General features: G+C 67.1%; 25 protein-coding genes, 1 tRNA gene, 1 other RNA gene and 1 pseudogene. 12 read left to right on the top strand and 16 right to left on the bottom strand.

Features of this window, described 5'->3' with window-relative positions:
- Nucleotides 1-24: 24 nt before the first annotated feature.
- From BW41_RS06610 to BW41_RS06580, 8 genes are all read left to right on the top strand, one after another.
- Nucleotides 25-516 (top strand): hypothetical protein, encoded by a 492-nt coding sequence (locus BW41_RS06610; protein WP_037532726.1) that lies wholly within the window; start codon nucleotides 25-27, stop codon nucleotides 514-516.
- A 72-nt stretch (nucleotides 517-588) separates the two neighbouring features.
- Complete coding sequence (locus BW41_RS06605; protein WP_051583312.1) at nucleotides 589-1,248, top strand: hypothetical protein; 660 nt, start codon at nucleotides 589-591, stop codon at nucleotides 1,246-1,248.
- 25 nt (nucleotides 1,249-1,273) lie between these two features.
- Complete coding sequence (locus BW41_RS06600) at nucleotides 1,274-1,789, top strand: hypothetical protein (protein ID WP_037532724.1); 516 nt, start codon at nucleotides 1,274-1,276, stop codon at nucleotides 1,787-1,789.
- 170 nt (nucleotides 1,790-1,959) lie between these two features.
- Nucleotides 1,960-2,205 (top strand): translation initiation factor IF-1, encoded by a 246-nt coding sequence (gene infA / locus BW41_RS06595; protein WP_017977808.1) that lies wholly within the window; start codon nucleotides 1,960-1,962, stop codon nucleotides 2,203-2,205.
- 15 nt (nucleotides 2,206-2,220) lie between these two features.
- A complete protein-coding gene (locus tag BW41_RS06590) occupies nucleotides 2,221-2,790 on the top strand; it encodes a Maf family protein (RefSeq protein ID WP_037532720.1) in 570 nt (189 codons plus the stop codon).
- Nucleotides 2,783-3,724, top strand: a complete 942-nt coding sequence (locus tag BW41_RS06585; protein WP_037532717.1) for a ribonuclease — start codon at nucleotides 2,783-2,785, stop codon at nucleotides 3,722-3,724. The genes BW41_RS06590 and BW41_RS06585 overlap by 8 nt, the downstream gene beginning before the upstream one ends.
- Complete coding sequence (locus BW41_RS20460) at nucleotides 3,721-3,891, top strand: DNA gyrase inhibitor YacG (RefSeq protein WP_081792956.1); 171 nt, start codon at nucleotides 3,721-3,723, stop codon at nucleotides 3,889-3,891. The genes BW41_RS06585 and BW41_RS20460 overlap by 4 nt, the downstream gene beginning before the upstream one ends.
- A gap of 40 nt (nucleotides 3,892-3,931) precedes the next feature.
- Nucleotides 3,932-4,007: transfer RNA gene (locus BW41_RS06580), tRNA-Phe, on the top strand.
- A gap of 121 nt (nucleotides 4,008-4,128) precedes the next feature.
- Here the strand turns inward: BW41_RS06580 and BW41_RS06575 are convergent.
- The 7 genes from BW41_RS06575 to BW41_RS21740 form a co-directional block, all read right to left on the bottom strand.
- Nucleotides 4,129-5,571 (bottom strand): L,D-transpeptidase family protein, encoded by a 1,443-nt coding sequence (locus tag BW41_RS06575; protein ID WP_051583311.1) that lies wholly within the window; start codon nucleotides 5,569-5,571, stop codon nucleotides 4,129-4,131.
- Between the two features lie 114 nt (nucleotides 5,572-5,685).
- The gene (locus tag BW41_RS06570) at nucleotides 5,686-6,699 is read right to left on the bottom strand and encodes an AI-2E family transporter (protein WP_037532714.1); all 1,014 of its coding nucleotides are present in this window, start codon (nucleotides 6,697-6,699) and stop codon (nucleotides 5,686-5,688) included.
- The gene (locus BW41_RS06565; protein WP_037532711.1) at nucleotides 6,696-7,637 is read right to left on the bottom strand and encodes a YihY/virulence factor BrkB family protein; all 942 of its coding nucleotides are present in this window, start codon (nucleotides 7,635-7,637) and stop codon (nucleotides 6,696-6,698) included. The genes BW41_RS06570 and BW41_RS06565 overlap by 4 nt, the downstream gene beginning before the upstream one ends.
- Nucleotides 7,618-8,826 (bottom strand): hypothetical protein, encoded by a 1,209-nt coding sequence (locus BW41_RS21345; RefSeq protein ID WP_037532710.1) that lies wholly within the window; start codon nucleotides 8,824-8,826, stop codon nucleotides 7,618-7,620. The genes BW41_RS06565 and BW41_RS21345 overlap by 20 nt, the downstream gene beginning before the upstream one ends.
- Nucleotides 8,827-9,337: 511 nt before the next feature.
- Complete coding sequence (locus BW41_RS06555; RefSeq protein ID WP_037532708.1) at nucleotides 9,338-10,321, bottom strand: mechanosensitive ion channel family protein; 984 nt, start codon at nucleotides 10,319-10,321, stop codon at nucleotides 9,338-9,340.
- Nucleotides 10,322-10,373: 52 nt separating this feature from the next.
- The gene (locus BW41_RS21745) at nucleotides 10,374-11,339 is read right to left on the bottom strand and encodes an SLC13 family permease (protein ID WP_235199672.1); all 966 of its coding nucleotides are present in this window, start codon (nucleotides 11,337-11,339) and stop codon (nucleotides 10,374-10,376) included.
- A gap of 7 nt (nucleotides 11,340-11,346) precedes the next feature.
- Entirely contained in the window at nucleotides 11,347-12,183 is an 837-nt protein-coding gene (locus tag BW41_RS21740) for an SLC13 family permease (protein ID WP_235199671.1), read from the bottom strand.
- A 181-nt stretch (nucleotides 12,184-12,364) separates the two neighbouring features.
- Between BW41_RS21740 and BW41_RS06545 the strand changes: the two genes are divergently transcribed.
- Nucleotides 12,365-12,589: a DUF2171 domain-containing protein gene (locus BW41_RS06545; RefSeq protein WP_037532707.1), complete on the top strand. Its 225-nt coding sequence runs from the start codon at nucleotides 12,365-12,367 to the stop codon at nucleotides 12,587-12,589.
- 159 nt (nucleotides 12,590-12,748) lie between these two features.
- Here the strand turns inward: BW41_RS06545 and BW41_RS06540 are convergent, their stop codons facing one another.
- From BW41_RS06540 to ssrA, 8 genes and pseudogenes are all read right to left on the bottom strand, one after another.
- Nucleotides 12,749-14,155: a DUF2254 domain-containing protein gene (locus BW41_RS06540; RefSeq protein WP_037532705.1), complete on the bottom strand. Its 1,407-nt coding sequence runs from the start codon at nucleotides 14,153-14,155 to the stop codon at nucleotides 12,749-12,751.
- Nucleotides 14,156-14,637: 482 nt separating this feature from the next.
- Complete coding sequence (locus tag BW41_RS06535) at nucleotides 14,638-15,036, bottom strand: response regulator (protein ID WP_037532703.1); 399 nt, start codon at nucleotides 15,034-15,036, stop codon at nucleotides 14,638-14,640.
- A gap of 44 nt (nucleotides 15,037-15,080) precedes the next feature.
- Entirely contained in the window at nucleotides 15,081-16,850 is a 1,770-nt protein-coding gene (locus BW41_RS06530; protein WP_235199670.1) for a PAS domain-containing protein, read from the bottom strand.
- A gap of 63 nt (nucleotides 16,851-16,913) precedes the next feature.
- A pseudogene (locus BW41_RS22035) lies at nucleotides 16,914-17,324 on the bottom strand (GAF domain-containing protein); the annotation flags it as partial.
- A 524-nt stretch (nucleotides 17,325-17,848) separates the two neighbouring features.
- Nucleotides 17,849-18,202, bottom strand: a complete 354-nt coding sequence (locus BW41_RS06525; RefSeq protein WP_152542165.1) for a hypothetical protein — start codon at nucleotides 18,200-18,202, stop codon at nucleotides 17,849-17,851.
- Entirely contained in the window at nucleotides 18,199-18,600 is a 402-nt protein-coding gene (locus BW41_RS20455) for a methyltransferase family protein (protein ID WP_081792953.1), read from the bottom strand. The genes BW41_RS06525 and BW41_RS20455 overlap by 4 nt, the downstream gene beginning before the upstream one ends.
- Nucleotides 18,567-19,769 (bottom strand): YihY/virulence factor BrkB family protein, encoded by a 1,203-nt coding sequence (locus BW41_RS06515; RefSeq protein ID WP_081792952.1) that lies wholly within the window; start codon nucleotides 19,767-19,769, stop codon nucleotides 18,567-18,569. Before BW41_RS06515 ends, BW41_RS20455 begins: the two co-directional genes overlap by 34 nt.
- 327 nt (nucleotides 19,770-20,096) lie before the next feature.
- Nucleotides 20,097-20,440, bottom strand: a transfer-messenger RNA (tmRNA) gene (gene ssrA / locus BW41_RS20450).
- A 42-nt stretch (nucleotides 20,441-20,482) separates the two neighbouring features.
- Between ssrA and BW41_RS06510 the strand changes: the two genes are divergently transcribed.
- On the top strand, nucleotides 20,483-20,914 hold the full coding sequence (locus tag BW41_RS06510) for an RrF2 family transcriptional regulator (RefSeq protein WP_037532698.1): 432 nt from the start codon (nucleotides 20,483-20,485) through the stop codon (nucleotides 20,912-20,914).
- A gap of 7 nt (nucleotides 20,915-20,921) precedes the next feature.
- On the opposite strand, the gene mscL is transcribed toward BW41_RS06510, so the two are convergent.
- Nucleotides 20,922-21,356 (bottom strand): large conductance mechanosensitive channel protein MscL, encoded by a 435-nt coding sequence (mscL, locus tag BW41_RS06505; protein WP_037532696.1) that lies wholly within the window; start codon nucleotides 21,354-21,356, stop codon nucleotides 20,922-20,924.
- A 110-nt stretch (nucleotides 21,357-21,466) separates the two neighbouring features.
- Here mscL and BW41_RS06500 point away from each other — a divergent pair, with 110 nt between their 5' ends.
- On the top strand, nucleotides 21,467-22,072 hold the full coding sequence (locus BW41_RS06500; RefSeq protein WP_037532693.1) for a LemA family protein: 606 nt from the start codon (nucleotides 21,467-21,469) through the stop codon (nucleotides 22,070-22,072).
- A 53-nt stretch (nucleotides 22,073-22,125) separates the two neighbouring features.
- A complete protein-coding gene (locus BW41_RS06495) occupies nucleotides 22,126-22,980 on the top strand; it encodes a TPM domain-containing protein (RefSeq protein WP_051583330.1) in 855 nt (284 codons plus the stop codon).

The raw sequence follows: 22,980 nt of genomic DNA, 5'->3' as shown, positions 1-22,980 counted from the left end.
GAAGCGGCGTTCGGGGAGGATGGAATGCGCGGCCAATATCGGATCTTCGCCGATTACCATCAATTCTACCTTTGGGATCAGCGCCACGGCAGCAATACGCTGATCGACTTCACCGAAGAGGATTGCCTGAGGCGGGTCGCGGTGGCCGCGCATGTCATCGCCATCCAGCCGGATCGCAACATGACCGTACCGGTCGAGATCCGCTTGCTCGACCGGCCTTCCGCCGAGCCGTTCGACGCGTGGGACCATGTCGTGGAGGCGAGCCTCGCGGTGCCGTCCGGAATCCTTGAATGCCATGAATGTACCGGCGGCTCGATCGATCGCTGGCGCGTGACGCCCGGCCCCTATCGTGTCAGGGCCTGTTTCGGGGGGCTGGGCACGATCGACGCTTTTGGCATCGAAGGCGGCGATCACTATCGGGTCGACGTATGGCCGGCTCCGCTCGCACCGGTCGTCTTGCTCAAGGATTACGGTCCGCGCCGGGTTTGGATCGAAGCGGGTGACCACCCTCTATAAGGAGTTCAGGCGACGGCGCGCGGTCCGGTCGCCCGCATGCAGCGGCATCCGCGCTCGAAAAGACGATCGCGCATGTCCGAACCGCCGTCCGCCTATCTGAAGGTCACGATCGCCCGCGCCGGGTTCGACCGCTGGCTCGCAGCCAAGCCGCCCGTGGCGCAGCAGTGGGATGACTGGCGGACGATCGGCATGCGCTGGCGCAGCGACGGGGGCACGACGCTGCCGGAGATGCGTGACGAAACGCTCGCCGGCATCCTCGACGAGGCCAGCAAGGATCTCGCCCGCTTTGCGACCAATGCGCGGGCCCTCCTGTGCTTCTTCGCCAACCTCGGGTGCGACGAGGGCCTGCATATCGCGGCCTATGACACGACGGACAGTCATTTCCTCGCGGGGACGCTGACCTGGTCGGAAAACCTCGGCGAGATCATCGCCTGCCTGACGCTGATGCGCGGCGTCGCCGACTATCTCGCGCCGGGCGAGCGCGGCACCGCCGTCATCCACAATTACATCTGGGGCGGAGATGGCCGCGACGCGACCGCCGCCGCGCTCGACATCGGCGCGGCGGGCAAGAGTCGGCTGCTGCCGCCCGACGCCTGGCCCGGAGTCGTCGCCGGCTTCCAGCCGGTGGTCGATGCCATGCTCGATCACCGCCTGCCGGAGACCTATCCGATCCGGCTCGAACCCGCGTTGCAACGCCACCGGATCGGCGGCACCGCGCCGACGGCGAACTGATCCGCTCGTTCCGGGACACGGCATCATGATCGGAGCCGAAGCTGGTTTTCTCAAGGTGTCGATCGCGCGACCGGCGCTGGTCGGCTGGCTGCACGCCGCACCGACGGCTGCCTGTCGCTGGGACGATTGGTCGCGCCGCATCTGGCACGTCGACGGAGCGGCACGCGGCGCGATCTTCGACGATCGGACGCTGGCCGACGCCGCGACGGTCGCCGCGCGCTTCGCGATCAACCACGACCTGCTGCTCCATCTGATCGGCGGCGCGGCGGCACCATCGATCGCGGCGTTCGACAACAATGGCGTCTTCGTGGCTGGGACGATGTGCTGTTCCGTACGGCCCGGCGACATCCTCGCCTTCCTGGCGCTGGCGCGCAGCCTGATGGACCATCTCGACCGCGATGGCCATGCCATCGCCGTCGTCCGCAACCATGGGTGGAGCCACGGCGATGCCGAGGCGACGATCGACGCGCTTCTCGTCCGGCCCTTCGGGGAGCAGCGCGACCAGATCCGCATTCCCGTCATCGCGGACACGCGGCACTGAGTCGCCGGCCTCGGCCTTGCCATTGGCGACCGCGCATCCCACATATTGGTAGCAGACGAACCACGACGCGGCGCGCACAGCGGGCGCCCGCGCGTCATGTGCCGCTTGCTTCCCTTTTTCGGCAGGCTGCGCTAAGGGCGCGCCGACGTTACGCGAACAGAGGTTGATTTTTGGCCAAGGAAGAATTGCTCGAGATGCGCGGCCGCGTGGTGGAGTTGCTCCCCAACGCGATGTTCCGTGTCCAGCTCGAAAACGACCACGAAATCCTCGGGCACACCGCCGGCAAGATGCGCAAGAACCGCATCCGCGTGCTGGTCGGCGACGAGGTGCTGGTCGAACTGACCCCTTATGACCTGACCAAGGGGCGGATCACCTATCGCTTCATGCCCGGTCGCGGCGGCCCCGGCCCGCAATAAGCGGCGGCGGCCTGCGTGTCGCTGGTACTCGCCTCCTCCTCCCCGCGCCGACGCGAATTGCTCGGCCGGCTCGGCCTCGTCGCCGATCGCATCGCCGCGCCCGAGATCGACGAGGCGCCGCTGCCCGCCGAGCGCCCGCGCGATTATGTGCTGCGCATCGCCTGCGCCAAGGCGACGGCCGTGCCGCGCGCACCGAATGAGGTGATCCTCGCCGGCGATACCACGATCGCCGTCGGTCGCCGCATCCTCGGCAAGCCCGCCGACGCCGCCGATCTGCGCGCGATGCTGACCCTGCTGTCGGGGCGGCGCCACCATTGCCTCTCCGCCGTCGCGGTGATCGACGCGGGCGGGACGTTGCGCCACCGCCTGTCCGACACGATCGTCGCCTTCCGGCCGCTCGGTGGCGACGAGATCGACGCCTATGTCGCCAGCGGCGAGGGCGAGGGCAAGGCGGGCGGCTATGCCATCCAGGGCCGCGCCGAGGCGTTCGTCCGCTTCATTCATGGCAGCCATTCCGGTGTCGTCGGGCTGCCGCTGATGGAAACGCGCGCGCTGCTGCGTACCGCCGGCCTGCCGCTTGCCTGAATGGCTGTATGAGGACGGGATCGGCGAGGCGCGCGCCGCGCTGGTCGCCGACGGCCGCATCCTCGAAGCCGCCATCGCCCTGCCCGACCCGCTGCCGCTCGACACCGTCGCCCGCGCCCGGCTGATCGAGCTGACCGGCGGCGGTATGGGCCGGCTCGACATCGGCGGCAGCGAGGCGGTGATCGCCCGCATCCCGCCCGGCGTCACCAAGGGCGCCAGCCTGACCGTGCGGATCAGCCGTGAGGCGATCCCCGAACCCGGCCGCGCCAAGCCGCCACGCGCCGTCGCCAGCGACGACGCCCCTGCCCCCGGCCCCACCCTGCTCGACCGCCTGACCGCCAGCGGATGGCCCGTCCGCATCCTGCGCGCGCACGAACCCGATGCGCTCGAAGCCGCCGGCTGGTCCGAATTGCTCGACGAGGCGATCAGCGGCGCGATCGTCTTCCCGCTCGGCTGCCTGCGGCTGTCGCCGACACCGGCGATGACCCTGTTCGACGTCGACGGACCGCCGCCGCTCGAGCCGCTCGCGCTCGCCGCGGCGCGTGCGGTCGCGCTGGCGATCCGCCGTCACGGCATCGGCGGATCGATCGGCATCGACTTTCCGACGCTCGCCAACAAGGCGGCACGCGCCGCGGTCGCCGAGGCGATCGACGCCGCGCTGCCCCAGCCGTTCGAGCGCACTGCGGTCAACGGCTTCGGCTTCCTCCAGATCGTCCGCCCGCGCCCGCGGGCGTCGCTGCCAGAGCTGCTGCGCGACGATCCGGTCGGCGCGGCGACGCGCGCGCTGCTGCGCCGGCTCGAACGCGAGCCGCCGGGCAGTCCGTTGCGGCACCGGCTGCCCCCGGCGATCCACGCCCGGCTGATGAGCCGCCCCGACTGGCGCGACGCGCTTGCCCGCCGCACCGGCGTTACCCATATTCTGGACAGCGTATGACCCGATCGACCTGCCCCCTCTGCGATACGCCGACCTCTGCCGAGCACGCGCCCTTCTGTTCGCGCGGCTGCCGCGACCGTGATCTGCTGCAATGGCTGGGCGATGGTTATCGTATTCCGGTCAAAGACGATGAGAACGGGCTGGACAGCATCGATTCGGCTGACTAAAGGCCGCGCTTCCGAACGCGAGCATGCTCGCTTCCACCCTGCCCGGGTAGCTCAGTTGGTAGAGCATGCGACTGAAAATCGCAGTGTCGGCGGTTCGAATCCGTCCCCGGGCACCACTTTCCCACATTTGTATTTTGCGTCCTGCCGTTCACGCTCAGGCCATTGCTTTGCAGCAGTCTGGGCACCGAAGGTGCCGGGCCTTGGGTTAAAGCCCTGTCGAGGAATGCGTCGGGCGCCTCACGGCCCGATGTCGATCGCCTCTGCCTTGGCCTGGCGGGACTTCGCATCGGCGAATCCGAGTTGCACGGCAACCGCATCGTTCCAGCCATAGGGATCGGTGCGGAACGCGACCGTGCCATCGTCGGCGACGAAGGCGTTATGGTAGAGGAGCCGCACCGGGATCTCGCGAGGCAGATCGACGATCTCGTACGTGCCGGAGGCCTGTGCCTTGGCCCAGGTGTCGCCGACCCCTTCCTGATCGGCCAGCATCGCCGCAAAGCCCAGGGCATCCGAGACCCGGACGCAGCCATGGCTCAGATGCCGCTGGCTGCGCCCGAACAATTCGGGGGCGGCCGTGTCGTGCAGGTAGATCGCCTGATCGTTCTTCATGTCGAACTTGACCAGACCCAGCGCATTGTCCGGCCCCGAGGGCTGTACCCAATAGCCGTTGATGCGGTGCATGGCCTTGGCCCGGACCGTCGCCCGGGAAACCGGGATCGACTTCGGCACCGTCCACGTCGGGTTGGCGACGAGGCGATAGATCGGCGAACCGAGTGGCGGGGTTTCCCGGTCAGGCTCTCCGACGATGACCTTGCGGCGATCGATCAGCTGCCCATCGCGATAATATTGCAGCTCGGCGGCCGCTGAGTTGACGTCGATGCGCGTGGCCGGCGGCGTTCGCGACAGCCAGCGTCGCCGCTCCAAGGCGACGGCGAGGGTGCGGGCACGGTCGCCAGGCCGGAGCGTCAGGACCCCCAGCGTATCGGGGCCGACGATCCCGTCCGCGCGGATGCCATAATCCCGTTGCAGGGCCTTCACCGCATCCGCGATGTCTTGGGTGTACAGGTCCGCCGGCGCCGCAGACGGTCGAACCGTCAGATAGCCATCGTCCGCCAGCTGGTCGGCGATCTCCGCCACCTGCGGATGGACGTCGCCGACGTGGATGCTCTGCGCCAGCGCGAGACCGGGCGTCGGGACGCCGGTCTGCCGGTTCGCTTCGAGATAGGCCTGGGACAACATCCTGTATTCCGGGTCGGCGGGAGCCAGTCCATCCAGCCATTGGGCAAGGCGGTTCTGACGGAGGGCATCGCGCAATGCTCCGGCCTGGACGGGCATGGGCCGCGCGATCGTGTAGACGTCGTGGAGCGATGACGGATCCACCAAGCCCTGCGCCAAGGCATCGGCGTACCGCATCGCAGCCTTGGTATAGGCCTCGGCCGCCTCGGCTGCTGGCTGATCGTCGATATCGCGCGGCAGGAACGTCAGATGATCGAGACCGTGGCGGGCACGATCCGCCAGCGCCTGTCTCAGGGCGGCACGGTTCGCCCCGCTCCAGAGGCTTTGCCACTCCGATGGTGAAACGAGTGCGGCCTGCTCCCCCGATGGGGTCTGTGCCATCGCCGGGAACACGGGGATAAGCGCGATCGCGCCGAGCCATACGCAAAACATCGGTGTCTTCATGCAAGGCCAACGAACGACGTCCCTCCTGCGCCTCACCGACCCTGGCAAGCGAGCCTCGATCCTTCTCGTGAACGACCTAAAGAGGATCGTTCGCCCACAATCGGCCAGTCTCGGTCAGGCCGACAGAAGCTTGCAGATCCAGCGGCTGCGTTCGAACTGCCCGCAGATGATGACGATCGCGGCGGTCAGCGGCACCGCGATCAGCGCGCCCGCGATACCCCAGACCCAGCTCCAGAAGGTCATGGCGACGATGATCGCCAGCGGCGACAGGCTGAGCTGCTTGCCCTGCAACAGCGGATAGACGACGTTGCTGATGGTCAGTTGCAGGATGACGAAGCCGACGAAGACGAGCGCGGGCATCTGCCATCCCCCGAATTGGACGAAGGCGAAGAGCACCGGCGGCACGATTCCGACGATGTTGCCGATCACCGGGACGAAATTGAGCAGGAAGTTGAGGATGCCCCAGACCAACGCCAGCTCGAGCCCGGTCATCCACGACCACAGGGCCGAGGCGACGCCGGTGAGGATGCTGGTGGCCAGCGTCGTGCCGAGATAGCGACGGACCTGCGCCGAGATGTCCTCGCCGGCGGCCAGCATGTCGCGGCGGTCGCCGCTTTCCGTCATCTCGTACAAGCGACGCTTGAGCCGTGGCACTTCGGGCAGGCCGAGCATCACGATGATGCCGATGAACCCGACATAGGTGACGAACCCATAAACCCCGCCCGCCAGCAGCTGGAGCAGCGCCATGATCCGTTGGCGGTTGATGGTTCCCGCGATCGGCACGCCATGCTCGGCAGCCCATCCGGCAAGCCGGCTATATCCCTGCTCAAGGCTCGCCCAGTTCGTCGTGAGTGCGGCGAGGACCTGGCCGATCGACAGATAGACCGCTGCGGCAAAGGCGCCGAGGATCGCGATCAGCGACAGCAGCGTCAGCGTATAGGCCAGCCATGACGGCATGTGCCGCGCCAGCCTGCGCTTGAGCGGCCACAAGGCCGCGACGATGATCGCGGCGAAAGCGATCGGCATCGCGACCGCAAAGGCCGCCTTCAATGCCCCGATCAACACGACGGCCGCGATGAGCGTCATCAGTCGATTGCGATACCGATGTTCGGCCTGACCGTCGCTCATGCGTCGCGTTCCTCGATAATGATGCCTGCCTGATCCATCGCTTCGGCGTTGAGGCGGCCGCCGAGCAGCAACGCCCAGGCGGACACCATCAGCCAGAGCATCAGGATGACCGCTGCGGACAACGATCCATATGTGTCATCGAACCGCGCGAGATGCGTGACGTAGAGGCGGAACACGAGGGTCGCCCCCACCCACATCGCGACGCCCGCGACCGTTCCGGGCAGGACCGATCGCCACGGTATGGCCGCCTCGCTCGCCGGCGCATAGCGATAGACCAGCATCAGGCCGAGGCCGGCCCCCAGCGTCAGCGATCCGAACAGGATGATGGTCGAGGCGAGCCGTGCGCCGGGCAGCCCGTCCGGAACATAGCTTTGCAGGAAGGCGAGCACCGACAGCGAGATCAGGGCGGTCAGCACCAGCCCCGCACATCCCAGCACCAGCAGCATCGCCGTGATCTGCCGGCGGAGTCCCCGGCGCTCGCGCTCGATGCGGAAGGCGAGGTTGATGCCGTGGAGCAGCGAGCGTCCCGCCCGCCGCGCGCTGAACAGCGCGATGCCCAGCGAGACGATGACCGTCACGCCGGCGGAATGGCCGGACAGCGTATCGCGCAATCCGCCCGCCACGATGTGTTGCGCGTCGCGCGGCAGGATCGCCGTCAGCGTCGCAAGATTGCGGGCCACCGTCGCGCCGGGGACGAACAGGCCATAGGCTCCGGCGATCAGGCCGACGAGCGGGACGAGGGCGAGAAAGGCGGCGAAGGCGATCGAGCTGGCCGCGATGCCGAAATCGTCCCGGAGGCCGCTGCGCACGGCGCGGACCGACAGCGCGACCCACTTGCCGCCGGACCCCAGCCGGCGTTGCAGATGGCGAGGCGATGCGAGCTGCCGCAGCGACGCGCTGATCGCCGCGGCGGCGGCCCTAGCCTTCCGCCGGTGCACCGACGAATACCGCGACCAGACAGAGGATGCCGACGGCGACGAAGCCGATGCGATGCAGCATCGATCCTGCCTTGCTCCGGGCCGAGACCAGCAACGCCAGCACGCATTGCATCGCATAGAAGAGCGCAAAAGCGCGCGAAGACAGCGCCACGACCTGGAACGGGTCGGTCAGCCAGACCACCAGCACCGCGAGCGCCCCGGCCAGGGTGAAGGCGAGCGGCACGCTGATCTTGCGCCGCGACACTTCATTGACCAGCCCGCCCGAGCCGATCGAGTCCGCAACGGCGGCGCTGAGCTGGCTGGAGACGGCGCCGGCCAGAACGAAGATGCCGAGCGCGGGCGCGATGAATTCCATGATGTCGAGGATACCGGCCACCCCCTCGGTCGCCGCGGCGCGCGCGAGGAACGGCGTCAGCAGCGTGATGAAGGCGAGGTAGATGGCGGACGCGATCCACTGCGCGTGATGCATCGTCTTGATCCGCAAGGCGGCGGCATAGTCATGCCCAAGATAGCGGGACGTCTCGAACCCCTGCACGGTGATGATCAGGCCGAGCAGCATCGGGATGCTCGCCCAGGAGATGCGCGCCGGCGGCAGCGGTTCGGTCATGCCGCCCCTGGCCCAGGCGATGCCGAGCGCGACCAGCATGCCGGCGATGATGCCGATCTTGATCGACACCGTCCCATGCGCGAGATGCTCGACCTTGCGCAGGCTCCCGCCCAGCGCCAGCAGCGTCATCAGCACGATGATGACCGTCACGATGCTATTGGCGGCAACCGGCTGCCACGCCGGGTCGATGGCAACCGGCTTGAGCGTGAACTCGGCCAGCAGCTTCAGATAATAAGCGACCGAGACGGCATAGGCGAGCGCGAGGACGGCTTGGGTCAGACGCGCGACCCAGGCGATCGGATCGTTGAAGCGCGCCTCGGCAAGGTGGTTTTCGACATGGACGATGTTGAACCGGATCGCCCAACCCGCCGCATAGGCGATGGCCAACAGAAGGCCCATGGCAAGGATGGCGGCACTGCCGAACTCGCGGGCGAGCAGCGGCCCGCAGATCAGAAAGCCCGACCCGATGATCGAGGCGAGCGGCGTCACCGTCGCACGCCAGCCATCGCTGCGCGCGAACGGGCTGACGGTCAGTGCGAGCGTGACGATCAGGGCAACGCCCAGCGCGACGGCGACGATCATGCGACGCCCTCGGGCAATGCGGTCGTAGTGTCTCGTCCGAGCCGGGCGTCAGAATGCAACGCCCCGCGACCGCCCGCAGCGGCACCCGGTCGGTCGCGGCCGTCCACAGCAGCACGGCGATCGCGCCTGCACGCCACTGCGAACAACCCGGTCGTTCGGCGGTGGCGGCGACCGGCAGGCCGGCCACGCCCACTGCCCTCCCGTTCCCGGCGCTCGGGAATCCGGATCGACGTGGCGCCGGCTGCATGCGCCGGCTGATCCAGCGTTGCCATGGTATCCGCAGCGGCGATGACCGGCCGACAGGCTCGCGGCGGAGCGATGCGCACACCCCCGCCGTTCGCCCATATGCGTCCACGGGGCGCCTTTATCCGGCCGATGGCGAGGGTGGCGTGCGGCACCGGCGAGACCGGGGCGATCATGCGGTCCTGGACTCGGGCGACCGTCACGCCGTCAGCGGCAACGCCGGTGCGGCGTCGGAGCAGGTGGCCGGCAGCGGCGTCATTCATGCCCTTCAGCCATGTTCATCCGCCGTCCGGTCCGCGGTGTCCGCACGTCCGACAGGCCGTGCGCGGGGCGGATTGGCGCCGGCGGGCCAGCCTTCCCGCTGCCGCGTCCGGTCGCCGTCTGTCTCTTCGGTCTGGTCGTGGAAGAGGATCTGCTGCGTCGGGAACGGCAGGTCGATGCCATTGTCCGCCGCGGCCTGCCAGATCGCCAGGATGACGCGCGCGCGCAGGTGGACGAGGTTGGTCCGCTTGGAATCCGACCACCAGCGCGCCCGCAGCGTCACCGAGCTGGCGTCCAGTCCCCATGGCAGTACCTCCGGCGCCGGGTCCGCCTCGACGCCGTCGACCTTGGCGATGGCTTCGGCGAAGACCGTCATCGCGCGATCGGGCTTGTCGCCATAGCCGATGCCGATGTCGAACTGGTCACGGCGCACCGGAAACGCCGTGTTGACCATCACGGGCGAGGTGTAGACGTCCGAATTGGGGATGATGACCCGGCGACCGTCATAGGTCTTGATAAGGGTCGCACGGCTCTGGATATGCTCGACGGTACCTTCGAAATCCTTGACCACGATCTGGTCGCCGCGCCGATAGGGGCGGTTGATGAGCAGCAGGATGCCGGCCAGCAGGTTCTGGAGGATGTCCTTGAACGCAAAGCCGATCGCGACCGAGCCGATACCGAGGCTGGAGATGATCGTCGCAGGCTTCACGCTCGGGAACACGATAACACAGGCGATCAGCACGGCCGCGGCCACGATCAGACCAAAGGTCAGCGAGGCGAGGACCCCGCCGAGGTCGACCAGCCCCTTGTGGTGGAAAGCCCGCCGAACGCCGTTTGCGATCAGCTTGCCGGCGAACCAGGCGATGATGACGAAGACGATGCCGCCGACGATATTGGGCAATTGCAGGAAGAAGTCGTTCGATGCGACGTGCAGCTTCGCCGTAATCAGGTCGATCGGGTTTCTCGCCGGCGGCGGTGTGACGGACTGCATCGTTGCAGAACGGGGTGTCAAAATCGTTGTTCCGCAAGCGATACGGCTGGCCTCACGGAACAAGCCATGCGATCGCGAAACAGGTCGCCGCGCCGACGACGATGTTCATCGGCAGGCCGATCTTGACGAAATCGGCGAAACGATAGTCGGCCGCTGCATAGACCATGGTGTTGGTCTGATAGCCGATCGGCGTCGCGAAACTGGCCGATGCCGCGAACATGACCGTGACGATCAGCGCACGGGGATCATTGCCGCTCGCCTGGGCGAGGCCGATCGCGACCGGCGTCATGATGACGGCGACGGCGTTGTTCGTGACCGTCTCGGTCAACAGCGATGTCAGGAAATACAGGACCACGATCACGAGCAGCGGGGACAGTCCACCGATCCAGGGTGCGATCGTATCGACGACGAGCTTCACCGTGCCGATCGCCTCCAGCCCGCTGCCGATGCCGAGCATCGCAAAGATGAGGACGAGGACGCTGCCGTCGATCGATCGCCACGCCTCTTCGGGATCGATGCAGCCGGTGACAAGCACGATGCCCACGCCGATCAGGGCGAGGAGAACGACCGGCATCGCACCGAGCGCCGCGAGCGCGATCACGCCGGCGAGCGTTCCGATCGCGATCGGGGCACGACGCCGGCGGAAGCGGCGGACGTGGCTGGTATCCTCCGCGATGAGGTTCGTGTTCTCGTGCAATGCCGCAAGAGCGCCGGCATCGGCGGCGACGAGCAGACTGTCGGCCGCGCGCAGGCGCACGCTGCCGAGGTCGGGTCCGGGCAGATGCCGGGCGCGCCCGATCCCGAGCACGCGGGCAGGCAGGTTGGACAGGAAGGGGATGTCGCGTAGCTCACGCCCCAGTGCGGGATGCGACGGCGCGATCGTGAGGCCGATCAGGCGCACGTCGTCGGCCCGCTCATCCTCGGCGAGGCGTATCGGACGACCGACATTCTGGAGGCCGACGATCACGCCCCGGCTGCGGGCGAGCCCGTCCAGTTCGTCGGCCGAACTGGCCACCACCAGGCGATCATCGCGGGTGATCCGCAGGTCGGGGGGGCGGCTCGCGCAGCAATTCGCTGCCGCGCCTGATCGCGACAAGGCGGACGGCATCACGCTTGAGGAAGGACAGGTCCGCAAGGGTCGGGCGCTTCGCCGCTTCCTCCTCCGACAGCGTCAGCTCGGTCAGGTAGCGCAGCTGATGGCGGTCCGCGATGTCATTGTCCGGCCGCGAGGGCAGCCGCTTCGGTCCGAGCACCAGCATGGTGGCGATCCCGGCCGCCATAGCGACGAGGCCGACGCCGGTGATCTCGAAGATGCCGAATGGCGCCTGTCCGTTCGCGTGCGCGACGCCGTCCACCAGCAGGTTGGTCGAGGTGCCGATCAGCGTCAGCGTCCCGCCGAGGATCGAGAGGTAGGACAGAGGAATCAGCAGCCGGGTCGCCGGAATGCCGACGGTCTTCGCCAGTCGGCGCACCAGCGGGATGAGGACGATGACGACCGGCGTGTTGTTGATGAAGGCCGGGGCGGTCGCGGCCCCGGCGAGCATTTCGGCGACGGTCCGCCGCGGTGCTGCTGACGCGCGGCGGACGACGACACTGGCAAGCGCCTCGATCGTGCCGGTGCGGACCAATGCACCCGACAGGACGAAGAAGGCGGCGATCGTGATCGGCGCCGGATTGGCGAAGGCGGCCGTGACCAGGGCGGGGGTCAGCCAACCGCCAACAATCATCGCGCCGGCTCCGACAATTGCGATCGTGACCGGCGGAAAGCGTTCGCTCGCGAAAGCGGCGAACAGCGCAATGACGAATAGCAGACCGATCACCGGCTGATGCGCTTGGAGCGCTGATGCGATGACGTCGAACACATCCCCTCCCATTCTGGTCCGCTACGGCGTCATCAACGTGAGGCGGACCGATCGCCCCCGCCACCCGACGATATCGACGGGCAGCGCCCTGCCCGTCCAATGCTTTGATGCATCCGTTTGTCGAAAAGCATGAACCCAGACACCGTCCGCGACGTTCGTACGGCGTCAACAAGGAGGTACCATGTTCGAGAAGCTGCGGATCAAGGAGCATATGGAGATCGCCGGTTCGGACGGCGAGCACGTCGGCACCGTCGACAAGGTCGAGGGCGAGACGATCAAGCTGACCAAGACCGATTCGTCCGACCATCAGCATCACACGCTGCCGTTCGACATGGTCGACCGGATCGAGGACAATCGCATCTACCTGAAGGTCACCAAGGCAGAGGCGCAGGCAGCGAAGGCCTGACGTCCAGGGGCGCCACGAGCCCCAAGGGCTTGGTGGCGCTACCCTGACCGCGAAGACGAGGGCGGCCGATCATCGGCGACGCCCTCTTTATTTACCTCATCGCGTCCGGCCCGAAAAAGGGACGGACAAACCCCGGCCGATGGCGCCTCCGATCGCTGGTCAGGCTGTACCGGCGAGCCAGGCGGTGCCGTCACGCAAACGCCGCTTGTAATCGGGCTCGGCCAGCGCCGCGCGCAGCTCGTCGGCCCGGTGCCGGACCCGGCGCAGGTTGAAACCCTTCAATCCGTCATTCGCCAGCTCTTCGAGCTTGTCGGCATAAGCGCGGATCGTCGCGAGCCGATCGGGCTCGTCGCAGTCGAGCGACACCTCGCCGAGCGCATTGAGATAGCGCAGCGCCGCGACCATGTCGGCTGCGCAATATTGCGCGAGCGCGCCGAACGAACGATCCATCAGCGAGGCGAAGGTGACCGGATGGGCGATCACTCGCAGCGCACCGTCGTCGTCGACACGCAGGTGCGACGGCAGCGACCGGCCGGCGAGATCGGAAAGCGCCGCGCTCAGCCAGTCGAGGCAGGTCACGGCGGTGAAGGGATCGTTGACGCCGGGCGAGAGGGCGCGCGCGGCGATCTCGACCAGCTCGTCGACCAGAAAGCGCAGATCCTGCAAGGCGGAACGGCGCGATCCGATCGCGACGGCATCGCGGAGCGCGTCGGCGCATTTGTCGTCGCATCGTCCCGGCGGCCACGCTTCCACCAGCGCCCGGCCGATATGGACGAAGTCGCCGGGCTGATATTGCAGCCTCAGCACCAGCCCGTTCTCCCGAGCGACCCGCATCACCGTCTCGTCGTCGAGAAACTGGATATAGCCGGTGTCCTTCGCCGTCACGACGAAGCGATCCGCGCCCACCGCGGCATCGGCAGTATCACGGAAGGTGGCAGGCAGCTTCTCTGCGGTCGAGTCATGATCGCCGGGCGCCTCGCCGATGAAACGGGGGAAGCGATCGTCGATGCCGCGCAGCAGCCGGTCGCCGACATCTTCGATGACGCTGTTGATGTGGATCTTCGACGGGACGTGATGGATGAAGTAGATCAGCACCGCGATCGAGCAGAGTGCCAGCAGGACACCGACGAGCAGCGCCAGATTGGGCACGAAACCATAGCCGCCGGATTCCTCGGCCGAGCGGATCGTGCGCAGCACCAGCAGGCAGTAGAGGAACGTCGCGATGAAGGTGCCGAGCGTCACCTGATTGCCGCGGTCGCGCATGAAATTGGTCAGCAGTCGCGGGCCGTATTGGCCCGAAGCATAGACCACCGCCGCGATCGTCACCGAAAAGACGGTGCCGGCCACGGTGATCATCGATCCGCCGACCGACGACAGCACCTGCCGCGCCCCGTCGGGGTGCGAGGCATAGACCCAGGCATATCCGCCCATCCACGACGATCCGAGCGTCGCATCGAGCGTCACCATGCCGATGGCGAGCAGCACCGCGCCGATCGCCATGATCGTCGGCACGAACCAATAGCTGGAGCCGAGATAGTCGGCGAGACGAAGCAGGCCGGCTTTCATCGGCAGTACCTTTCGGAAAGACCCGGCCTATTCGGTCTGCCGGGTCTGAGGGGCCCAAAGAAGAGCGGCGGCCTGGTCGGCGACGATCGCGTCGCGTCGCTCCTGCCGCATCGTGGCCTCGTCCTTATCTGCCGCCCTGACCGCATCGGCACGGGCCCCGCCCCTGTCACGCACGTTATCGGACCGAGCGTCGTCGGAATTCCTGACGCGATCGGTGCGCCTGCCGGACGGGCCTTTCCCACAATGGCTCAACGGTAGAGCGGCAGGAAGACGCCGACCGCGATACTATCCGTCATGGGTCGACTCCCGAGAATAAGGGCGAGACGCTCGCCCCGGCGCACCGAGCCCGCGATCCGGCCTAGAACAACCAAAGAGCCAATCCCCCGGTTCCGGCGAGCCCCTTCCGGGAAGCGACTGATGATCTTCGAGCGAGACGGTGCGCCCAATGCCGGATCAGCAGCCCACGTAGCGCACGCAACATACTATGGCGTCGACGTCTTGCAGGACAGCCGCTCCGTCGCTTCGATCAACCGGGCAACGGCCATACCGTCGTAAGGCTTGGTGAAAAATACCCCGTCACCCGGCAGCTCTGACCTGTTCGGACGGCCCCTGCCGGACGCGATGATGAGCTGGATGTCAGGCCGACGCTCGTGCACCTTCCTCGCCAATACCAACCCGTCGAATGGGCCAGGCATATGAATGTCTGTGAACAGCACGGTGATCTCCGGATGCTGGTCGAGCGTACACAATGCGTCTTCGCCGCCGTCGGCTTCGATCACCGTGAACCCGACATCTTCGAGAACATCGACGGCATACATGCGGATCAGTGTCTCATCATCGACGACGAGGACGACGGCCGATGGGTGGGGACTATCCATCATGGGCCAACATGCCGCGCGTACGATACGTTCCGGATCGGAGCGACCTAACTCTCGACGATCGCTGCCAGCGATGAGCGCACCGTCCATCGGACACCGCTCGGTTCATAGTCGATGACCGCCTTGCCACCGAGATCGCGGCCGAGGCTCTGCATCAATCGTGTCCCGAAGCCGACCCGCGTCGGCTCCGTGACGACGGGTCCGCCATGCTCCTTCCAGACCAGCTCGAACACCGGTTCGGGCTCCTGGATCACGGTCCACCGCAAATCGACATGACCCTCCGGAACCGACAGGGCGCCATATTTGGTCGCGTTAGTGCCGAGTTCGTGAAGCGCCATCGCCAGGGCAAGAGCGGCGCGTGCACGGAACCGGACCTGCGGGCCGGATACGCGGATACGCCGCGAGCGACCGCCCTGGAGCCGGATCGCACCGTCGACGATCGTATCGATCGGCGCGGCGGACCAGCTCGTCCGCGTGAGCAGATCGTGCGCTTCGCTCAGCACCTGGAGGCGATTGCCGATCGTGTCGCGCGCCTCGGCCGGCGTCGATGCGTTGCGCAGCGACTGGCTGACGATCGCCTGGACGATCGACAAGGTGTTCTTGATGCGATGCTGAAGCTCGTTGTTGAGCAGCGCCCGATGGTCCTCGGCGGCCCGCAGCTCGGTGACGTCTCGCACCGTTCCCAGAAAGCGTTTGGCCATGCCGACGACCACCGCCCCGATGGCATGGACATGGCGTTGACGCCCCGCCGCGTCGATCGTCCGGAACCCGACGTCGAGCATACCGTCCGTCGTCACCGCCTCGCGGACGACCGCGTTGACCCGCTCCCTGTCATCGGGATGGACCTGACGGATGAAGGAGTGCTGGAAATCGAGCGGCTCGTCGGGCGTATGACCGAGCAACTCCCGCGTGCGGGCATCCCATTGCAGGTTGCCGAGCTCGAGCGTCGACTCCCATGTGCCGAGCTCACCCGCCTCCAGCGCCAGGCGCATCCGGGTTTCGCTGTCCGCCAGCGCCAGCTCGGCCAGCTTGCGGTCGGTGGTATCGATCGCGACGCCGGGAAAGTGGGTCGCCTTGCCGCTGCCGTCATACGCGCAGCGCCCCTGCGCCATGACCCAGCGCACCGCCCCATCGTGGCGGAGGACCCGATATTCTTCGGCAAACTCCCCGGTTTCCGCGATACACTGGCGGATCGCCTCGGCCACCCGCTCGCGATCGTCGGGATGGATGCCGGCGACGAAGGTCGCCAGTGGCACCCCGCTTTCGCCGAGCTCCGGATCGACAGAATAGAAGGCGCAGAATTTGCTGTCGGCGCGCAGCGTATCGGTCCGACTGTCCCAGTCCCACGAACCGACGAAGCCCGCCGCTTCGAGGGCGATCTTGAACCGCTCCTCGATCGCCTTCAGCCGCTCATATTCCAGCCGCTGCTCGGTGCGGTCGCGCAGGATCTTGATGAAGCCGATCGGACGATCCGCTTCATCGGTCAGCGGCATCATCTCGCCATTGGCCCAGAAGCGTTCGCCGCCCTTGCGCAGATGCCAGCGCTCGTCCTTGCCGCGCCCCTGCGCCAGGGCGGCGCCCATTTCCTTTTCGGGGATGCCGTCGTCGCAGTCTTCCGGGGTGAAGAAGCGATGGCACGGCAAACCGCACATCTCCTGCTCGGTCCAGCCCATGATCCGCGCCGCGCCCTCGTTCCAGCTCGTCACCGTGCCGTCGAGGCGCATCGACACGATCGCATAATCCACCGCACTGTCGAGGATGAAGCCGTGTCGCTGATCGACCTGCCGGCGCTCGGCCAGCTGCTTGCGTGCGGTCAACAGGGCCATCACCTGGCGCGACAACGCCAACAACGCCTGCCGCTGGTCTGCGTTGAGCTGGCGTGGTTCATAATCGACGACGGCAAGGGCGCCGAGCTTCTCGCCATCGGATGCGACCAGCGGCGCACCGGCATAGGACCGGAAACCGGCCTCTCCGGTGACGAGCGGATCACGGGCAAACCGGTCGTCGTTGTTCAGATCGGGAATCTCGAACACGCCATCCTGTTCGATGGCATGGGAGCTGATCGACCACGCACGGGGGATGTCGGCCAGATCCAAACCGATCGGCGCCTTGAACCACGTCCGCTGGTCATCGACCAGCGATATGAAGGCAATCGGCGTTCCGGCGACCTGCGCCGCGATACGGGTTATGTCATCGAGGCCCTGTTCGGTCTTTCCAGCCAGGACATCATAATCGGTCAGGGTCGCCAGACGGCGTCGTTCACCATCATAGGTGCTGCTGTTTTCGCTCATGGTCCCCCGTGCCAGTGCGAAAGCCCCCGAGGCGATCACCGTCTGATTCCAAGCTTATAAGACGCCTAGCACGATCCATCCGGGTCAGCGAGACATGGCAGGCACCGGTATGACGATGGAGGCGGAACGGCTCCATGGCGTCCCATTCGTCCTGCATCATGGGGCATGACGATCCTCCGGATCGACCGGCGCGCAGGCGACTTCGAGGCATCGACACCGCTCCGAACCCGGTCCGATCGCCGATCGCGCCGTGACGTCTGGCGCTGATCGAGCCTCGAATCCGACATAGGCGATCCGCCGCGCCCATCGAACCGATCGAACGGCATGGATGCTACCACGAGACACCTCCCGCCCCGCTGCCGAAGGGGGTTTCGAACACCCTCTCCACGCCCCGATCCAAGTCCGTGACGCCTGACGGGCAGGTGTTCGACACGGCAATCGCCCTGTCCGTCCAGGCAGCGTGTATCGCGCGGCTCACCAGGGACGCTGCGGAACCGTTGGCGCGGCCGATGACCGCGCGGCCATCAGGCCATCGCCATCATCACCGATGTCGAGGCGAGCGCTCCCGCGAACAGCCGCCGCGCGGCCGGGCAGCCCTTTACCCGGCACGGCGCAAGGCGTGCGAGCTGATCCGGATCGGCGATCAGCTGACACAGCAGGGCCTCGTCGCCGTCAGGGCCGAACGGGCAGCCGCGGCACAGCGGCCGGCCGAGACAGGCTTCGCCCAGCGTCATCACGCTGTCGATCACCGGTGCGAGCATGTCATAGCCCAACGGTGCGAGCAGCGCGTGCAGCCGCTGCTGGACCGGACCACGCTCGTCGCGCGTGCGGCGCCAGCAGCGCGCGGCGCGGGCGATGACGGCGGGCGGCATCGTCATCGCCCCAGCCTCGGCCAGAGCCGACCGACCCGCACGCAGTAGCGCGCATAATGCTCGCCGAACTGGTGACGCATCATCGCCTCCTCCTGCGGCACCCGCAGCCACCACATGGCGGCAAAGGCCGGAACGACGAGCAGCCCGGCGATGAGATTGTGGACCAGCAACGGCTGGCAGAAGGCCGCCAGCCAGATGCTGACGTACATCGGATGCCGCCACAGCGCGTAGACGCCGCCGGTGACGAGCCGATGCCCCTCGCGCAACTCCAGCCCCGGACTCCAGTTGCGCCCGTATCGACCGGTCTCACATGCATCAGCCGCCCTCCAATCTGCTATTGCGAATCTATAGCAGATTGGAGGGTAAGATACTAGCTCCCCGACGCTCGCTCGCGACCGAGCCAAGCGGCGAACGCGGTGGCGCCGAGCACGGCGATACCGGTGCGCGCCTGGCCGCGCTTGCGGATCAGGCGCAGGCCGAGCGTCGCCGCCGCGCTGGTCACCAGCCCCGCCTTGCCGATGCCGGCGACCTGCCCGGCGCGGGCCATCGCCCGGCTCGCGCCGAACTCCTCCGCCGCGCTGACGGGTGCCGCCGCCGCCGCATCCTCGTGGCGTTCGCCCCGCTTGGCACCGTCACCGGCGACATGGTCGGCGACCCAGGAGCCACGCGTACCGAGCGGCTGCGGCGTGCCGGTGGTGGTATCGGCGGCGACCTGATGCTCGAATTCGGCGTTGAGCTCGGCACCGACGATCAGAATGTAGGCGGACAGATACATCCAGGTCAGCATCACGACGACCGCGCTGAGCGAGCCGTAGGTCGCATTATAGTTGCCGAAATTCGCGACGTAGAGGCCGAAGCCGAGGCTGAGCAGCAGCCAGCCCGCCGCGCTGAACAGCGACCCGGGAGTCAGCCAGCGCCAGCGCGCCTGCGTCCGCGACGGCCCGAACCGGTAGAGCGCCGCCGCCGCCGACGAGCCGGCGAGCAGCAGCAGCAGATAGGAAGCGAGCTTGCCACCGACGAGCACCACGCCCGGCGCGCCGGGCAGCAGCGCCTCGAGCTTGGCGAGCGCGGCGATCGCCAGTGCGGCGACCAACGCCACCACCACCGAAGCGGCGGTGATGCCGAGCGCGAGCAGATTGACCTTGATCAGCCCGCGCTTCTCCTCCTCCTCATAAGCGATGTTGAGCGCGGTGATCACCGCCCCCGCGCCATTGCGCGCGCCGAACAGTGCCAGCGCCAGCGCGATCAACAGGCCGAAGCCCTTCTTGCCGTCAGAGGATTGCACGACGCTGAGCAATTGCTCGCCGACCAGCCGGGCGGCATCCGCCGGCATCACCGCGGCGAGCCGGTTGACGTCGTCGATCACCGTCTGCGTATCGGCGATCAGGCCATAGCTCAGCACCGTGACGCCGAGCAGCGGCACCAGCGCAAGGAAGCCGTAGAAGGCGACCCCCGCTGCGATCAATCCGACATTGTCGCGGCCGGTTTCGTCCCAGGTGCGCTTGAGCACCGCCTTCCAGCCCCCAGCCGGCAGGGACCAGGGGCTGAGCGCCCGTTGCTGGCGGTTGTCCATGCTTTATTCCCCCGGTGTCCGATCGGCGCTCAGGCCGTACCAGGGTCGAACCGGCCGCGCCGCGCACGGTTCCGTTACGATGTCCTGCCGAAGCCCGAGGGCCTCCCCCGCGATGATTCGGCTCGACCTGCGACGCCTTGCCGGCCTGACGATCGGATATGGCCGTGATGCTGCTGCACGAGAGGGCGTCCGGCTCGGACGCGCGCGGGATGGCCGGCGCAATCGCCATGAGGTCGCGGATCGCCTACAAAGGCGATCACCCGGCACGGCTGATAGGATGGGAAGATAGGGTGGGGAGCTTCTGTTGCCCGGTGCTCCCCGTACCGCTGGATTCCCCTTCTGTTGCCCGGTGGGGTCCAACCGCGCTATTTTGGAGTAACCTTAGGCCGTGAGGCCCTCAGTTACGCCGCAATCGCGAGTGCTTCGTTATCGTTGGCACTTGTGTAATGGGCCGTTGCGGTGGTCCCATTCCGAGCGAAAGACAGCGCCCTTCAACACACGTCGATCCTAGTTCGGCCCCGTCATCGCGGCTGATCGCTCAACTGCGGTGGTGGAGCCGCCGGGTACTGCCCCCGGGTCCGCTGCGTCTATTCAACGCCACCGTTTATCGCCATAGCCGGCTGGAAGCCGGCAACCGTCATATAGGTGCAACGCGCCGCCGCCGCAATCCGCGCCTTTCACTCGCCACATTATCACGCCATAGGGCGCGCATCATGTTGACCCAGCGTTCCCGCTACGCGTTGCGCGCGATGCTGTTCCTCGCCCAGGCGCCGGTGGCGAGCCCGCCGATTCCGATGGGCCGGATCGCGATCGCCGCCAACGTCCCGCGTAAATTCCTCGAACTGATCCTCGCCGACCTGCGCGATGCCGGGCTGCTCACCAGCACGCGCGGCAAGATGGGCGGCTATGTCCTGTCCCGTCCCGCGCAGTTGATTTCGCTCGGCGAGGTGATCCGCGTCATCGAAGGGCCGCTCGCGCTCGTCCCCTGCGTCAGCCGCACCGCCTATCGGCCGTGCAAGGACTGCGTCAGCGAGGCGGATTGCGCGATCCGCCATGCGATGATGCGCGTCCGTGACGAAACCGCACGCATCCTCGACGGCACCAGCCTCGCCGACGCGACCGCCGAGCACCTCGTCGCGGCCTGACCGCGCGTCAGACGCGCGGCCGTGCCTTCAGCTCGTCGCGGATCTCGCGCAGCAGCGTGACATCGGCGGGCTCGGCCGGCGCCGGCGCGGCAGGCTTGGGGATCAGCCGGTTCACCGCCCGGACGATCAGGAAGATGATGAAGGCGACGATCAGGAAATTGGCCGCCTGGGTGATGAACGCGCCATAGCCGAGCAGCGGCACGCCCGCCTTCTTGAGCGCGGCATAGTCGCTGAGCGATCCGGCGTAATTCGCCGGTACCGGCCCCATGCGAAGGAAATATCCGGAAAAGTCGAGTCCACCGAAAATCTTGCCGATCACCGGCATGATCACGTCCTCGGTCAGCGAGGTGACGATCCGGCCGAACGCCGCGCCGATGATCACCGCCACCGCCAGATCGAGCACGTTGCCGCGCGCGATGAACGTCTTGAACTCCTTGAGCATGATCCCGCGTCCCTCGTCAGCCATCCCAGAGGGAGCGAGACTAGGCGGCGATTTCCCCTTCGCCAAGCCCGTCCGCTGTCCTATATGCCTAGCACAGATACTTGAGGAGGATGTTCATGTCGTCGCTTCGACCCGTTGCCGCTTTCGCCCTGGCCGCCACCGCCTCGGTGTCGCTGGCCGGCTGCGGCATCAACTCGGTGCCGACGGCGGAGGAAAACGCCAAGGCGCGCTGGGCCGATGTCCAGAACCAATATCAGCGCCGCGCCGATCTGATCCCGAACCTCGTCGCCACGGTCAAGGCGGCCGGCGCGCAGGAGAAGGATATCCTGGTCCAGGTGACCCAGGCGCGCGCCAGCGCCAATCAGGTCAAACTGTCGGGCGATCAGCTGACCGATCCCGCCAAGGTGCAGCAGTTCGAACGCGCGCAGAACAACGTGACGATGTCGTTGCAGCGGCTGCAGGAAGCCTATCCCGAGCTCAAGTCGCAGGGCAATTACACCACGCTGATGAGCCAGCTCGAAGGTACCGAGAACCGCATCACCATCGCGCGGCAGGATTACAACAATGCGGTGCAGGCCTATAACACGCGCATCCGCACCTTCCCCGATGCGGTCGGCGCGAAGATCTTCTACGGTGCCAAGCCGCTGACGCCGTTCGCCGCGACCGCGCCGAATGCCCAGAACGCGCCCACCGTCAACTTCGGGAATGCGAGCTGAGGGTGCCCGCCCCCCTCGCCCGGACCGCGACGCTGTGGCGGGCAGCGCTGCTGATGCTGCTGGCGTGGCTGATCGTCACGCCGGCGGCGGCGCAGACCTTCCCCAAGTTCACCGGCCTCGTCGTCGACGCCGCCGACGTGCTGCCGCCCGATCAGGAAGCGGCGCTGACCGCCAAGCTGGAGGCGTTGCAGAAGCAGACGCACCGGCAGCTGGTGGTCGCGACGATCCCGGACCTTCAGGGGTATCCGATAGCGGATTACGGCTATCGACTGGGGCGGAATTGGGGGGTTGGTCTTCGCGACGTCAACAATGGTGCGATTCTGATCGTGGCACCGAACGGCGCCGCCGGGCAACGGGGCGTGCGGGTTGAAGTCGGCCGAGGAATGGAGCCGATCATCACCGACGCTCTAAGCAGTGTCATCATCAACCAGACTATGATCCCCAAACTTCGGGCCGGCGACATTCCCGGAGCGATCAGCGCAGGCGTCGACGAGCTTGCGCGTCAAATGCAGGCAAGTCCCGAAGAGGCCCGGTCGAGACTCGACGCCGCGGCCAAGCAATATGATGCCACGCATCGGCGTAGCCGCACCAGCCAGAGCGGCGGCGGCGTGCCGTTCGGCGTGATCATCTGGGGAATCATTCTGCTGTTCGTGCTGGTGCCACTGTTGCGCGGCCGGAAACGTGCCGGCCCGTGGGGCCGACGCTATGACCATGATGGCGGCAGTGCGCTGCCGATCGTGCTGTGGGGTCTCGCTAATGAGATCGGCCGTTCGTCGCAGGGCGGTGGCTGGAGCAGCGGCGGTGGCGGCGGATCAGGCGGCGACGGCGACGGCAGCTGGGGCGGCGGCGGCTTCACCGGCGGCGGCGGCGGCGATTTCGGCGGCGGCGGCGCGTCTGGGAGTTGGTAG

It is taken from the genome of Sphingomonas sp. RIT328, assembly GCF_000632225.1.
Taxonomy (GTDB): domain Bacteria; phylum Pseudomonadota; class Alphaproteobacteria; order Sphingomonadales; family Sphingomonadaceae; genus Sphingomonas; species Sphingomonas kyungheensis.
The sequence above is the reverse complement of the archived record's forward strand: the minus strand, read 5'-3'. Positions and strand labels throughout refer to the sequence as shown.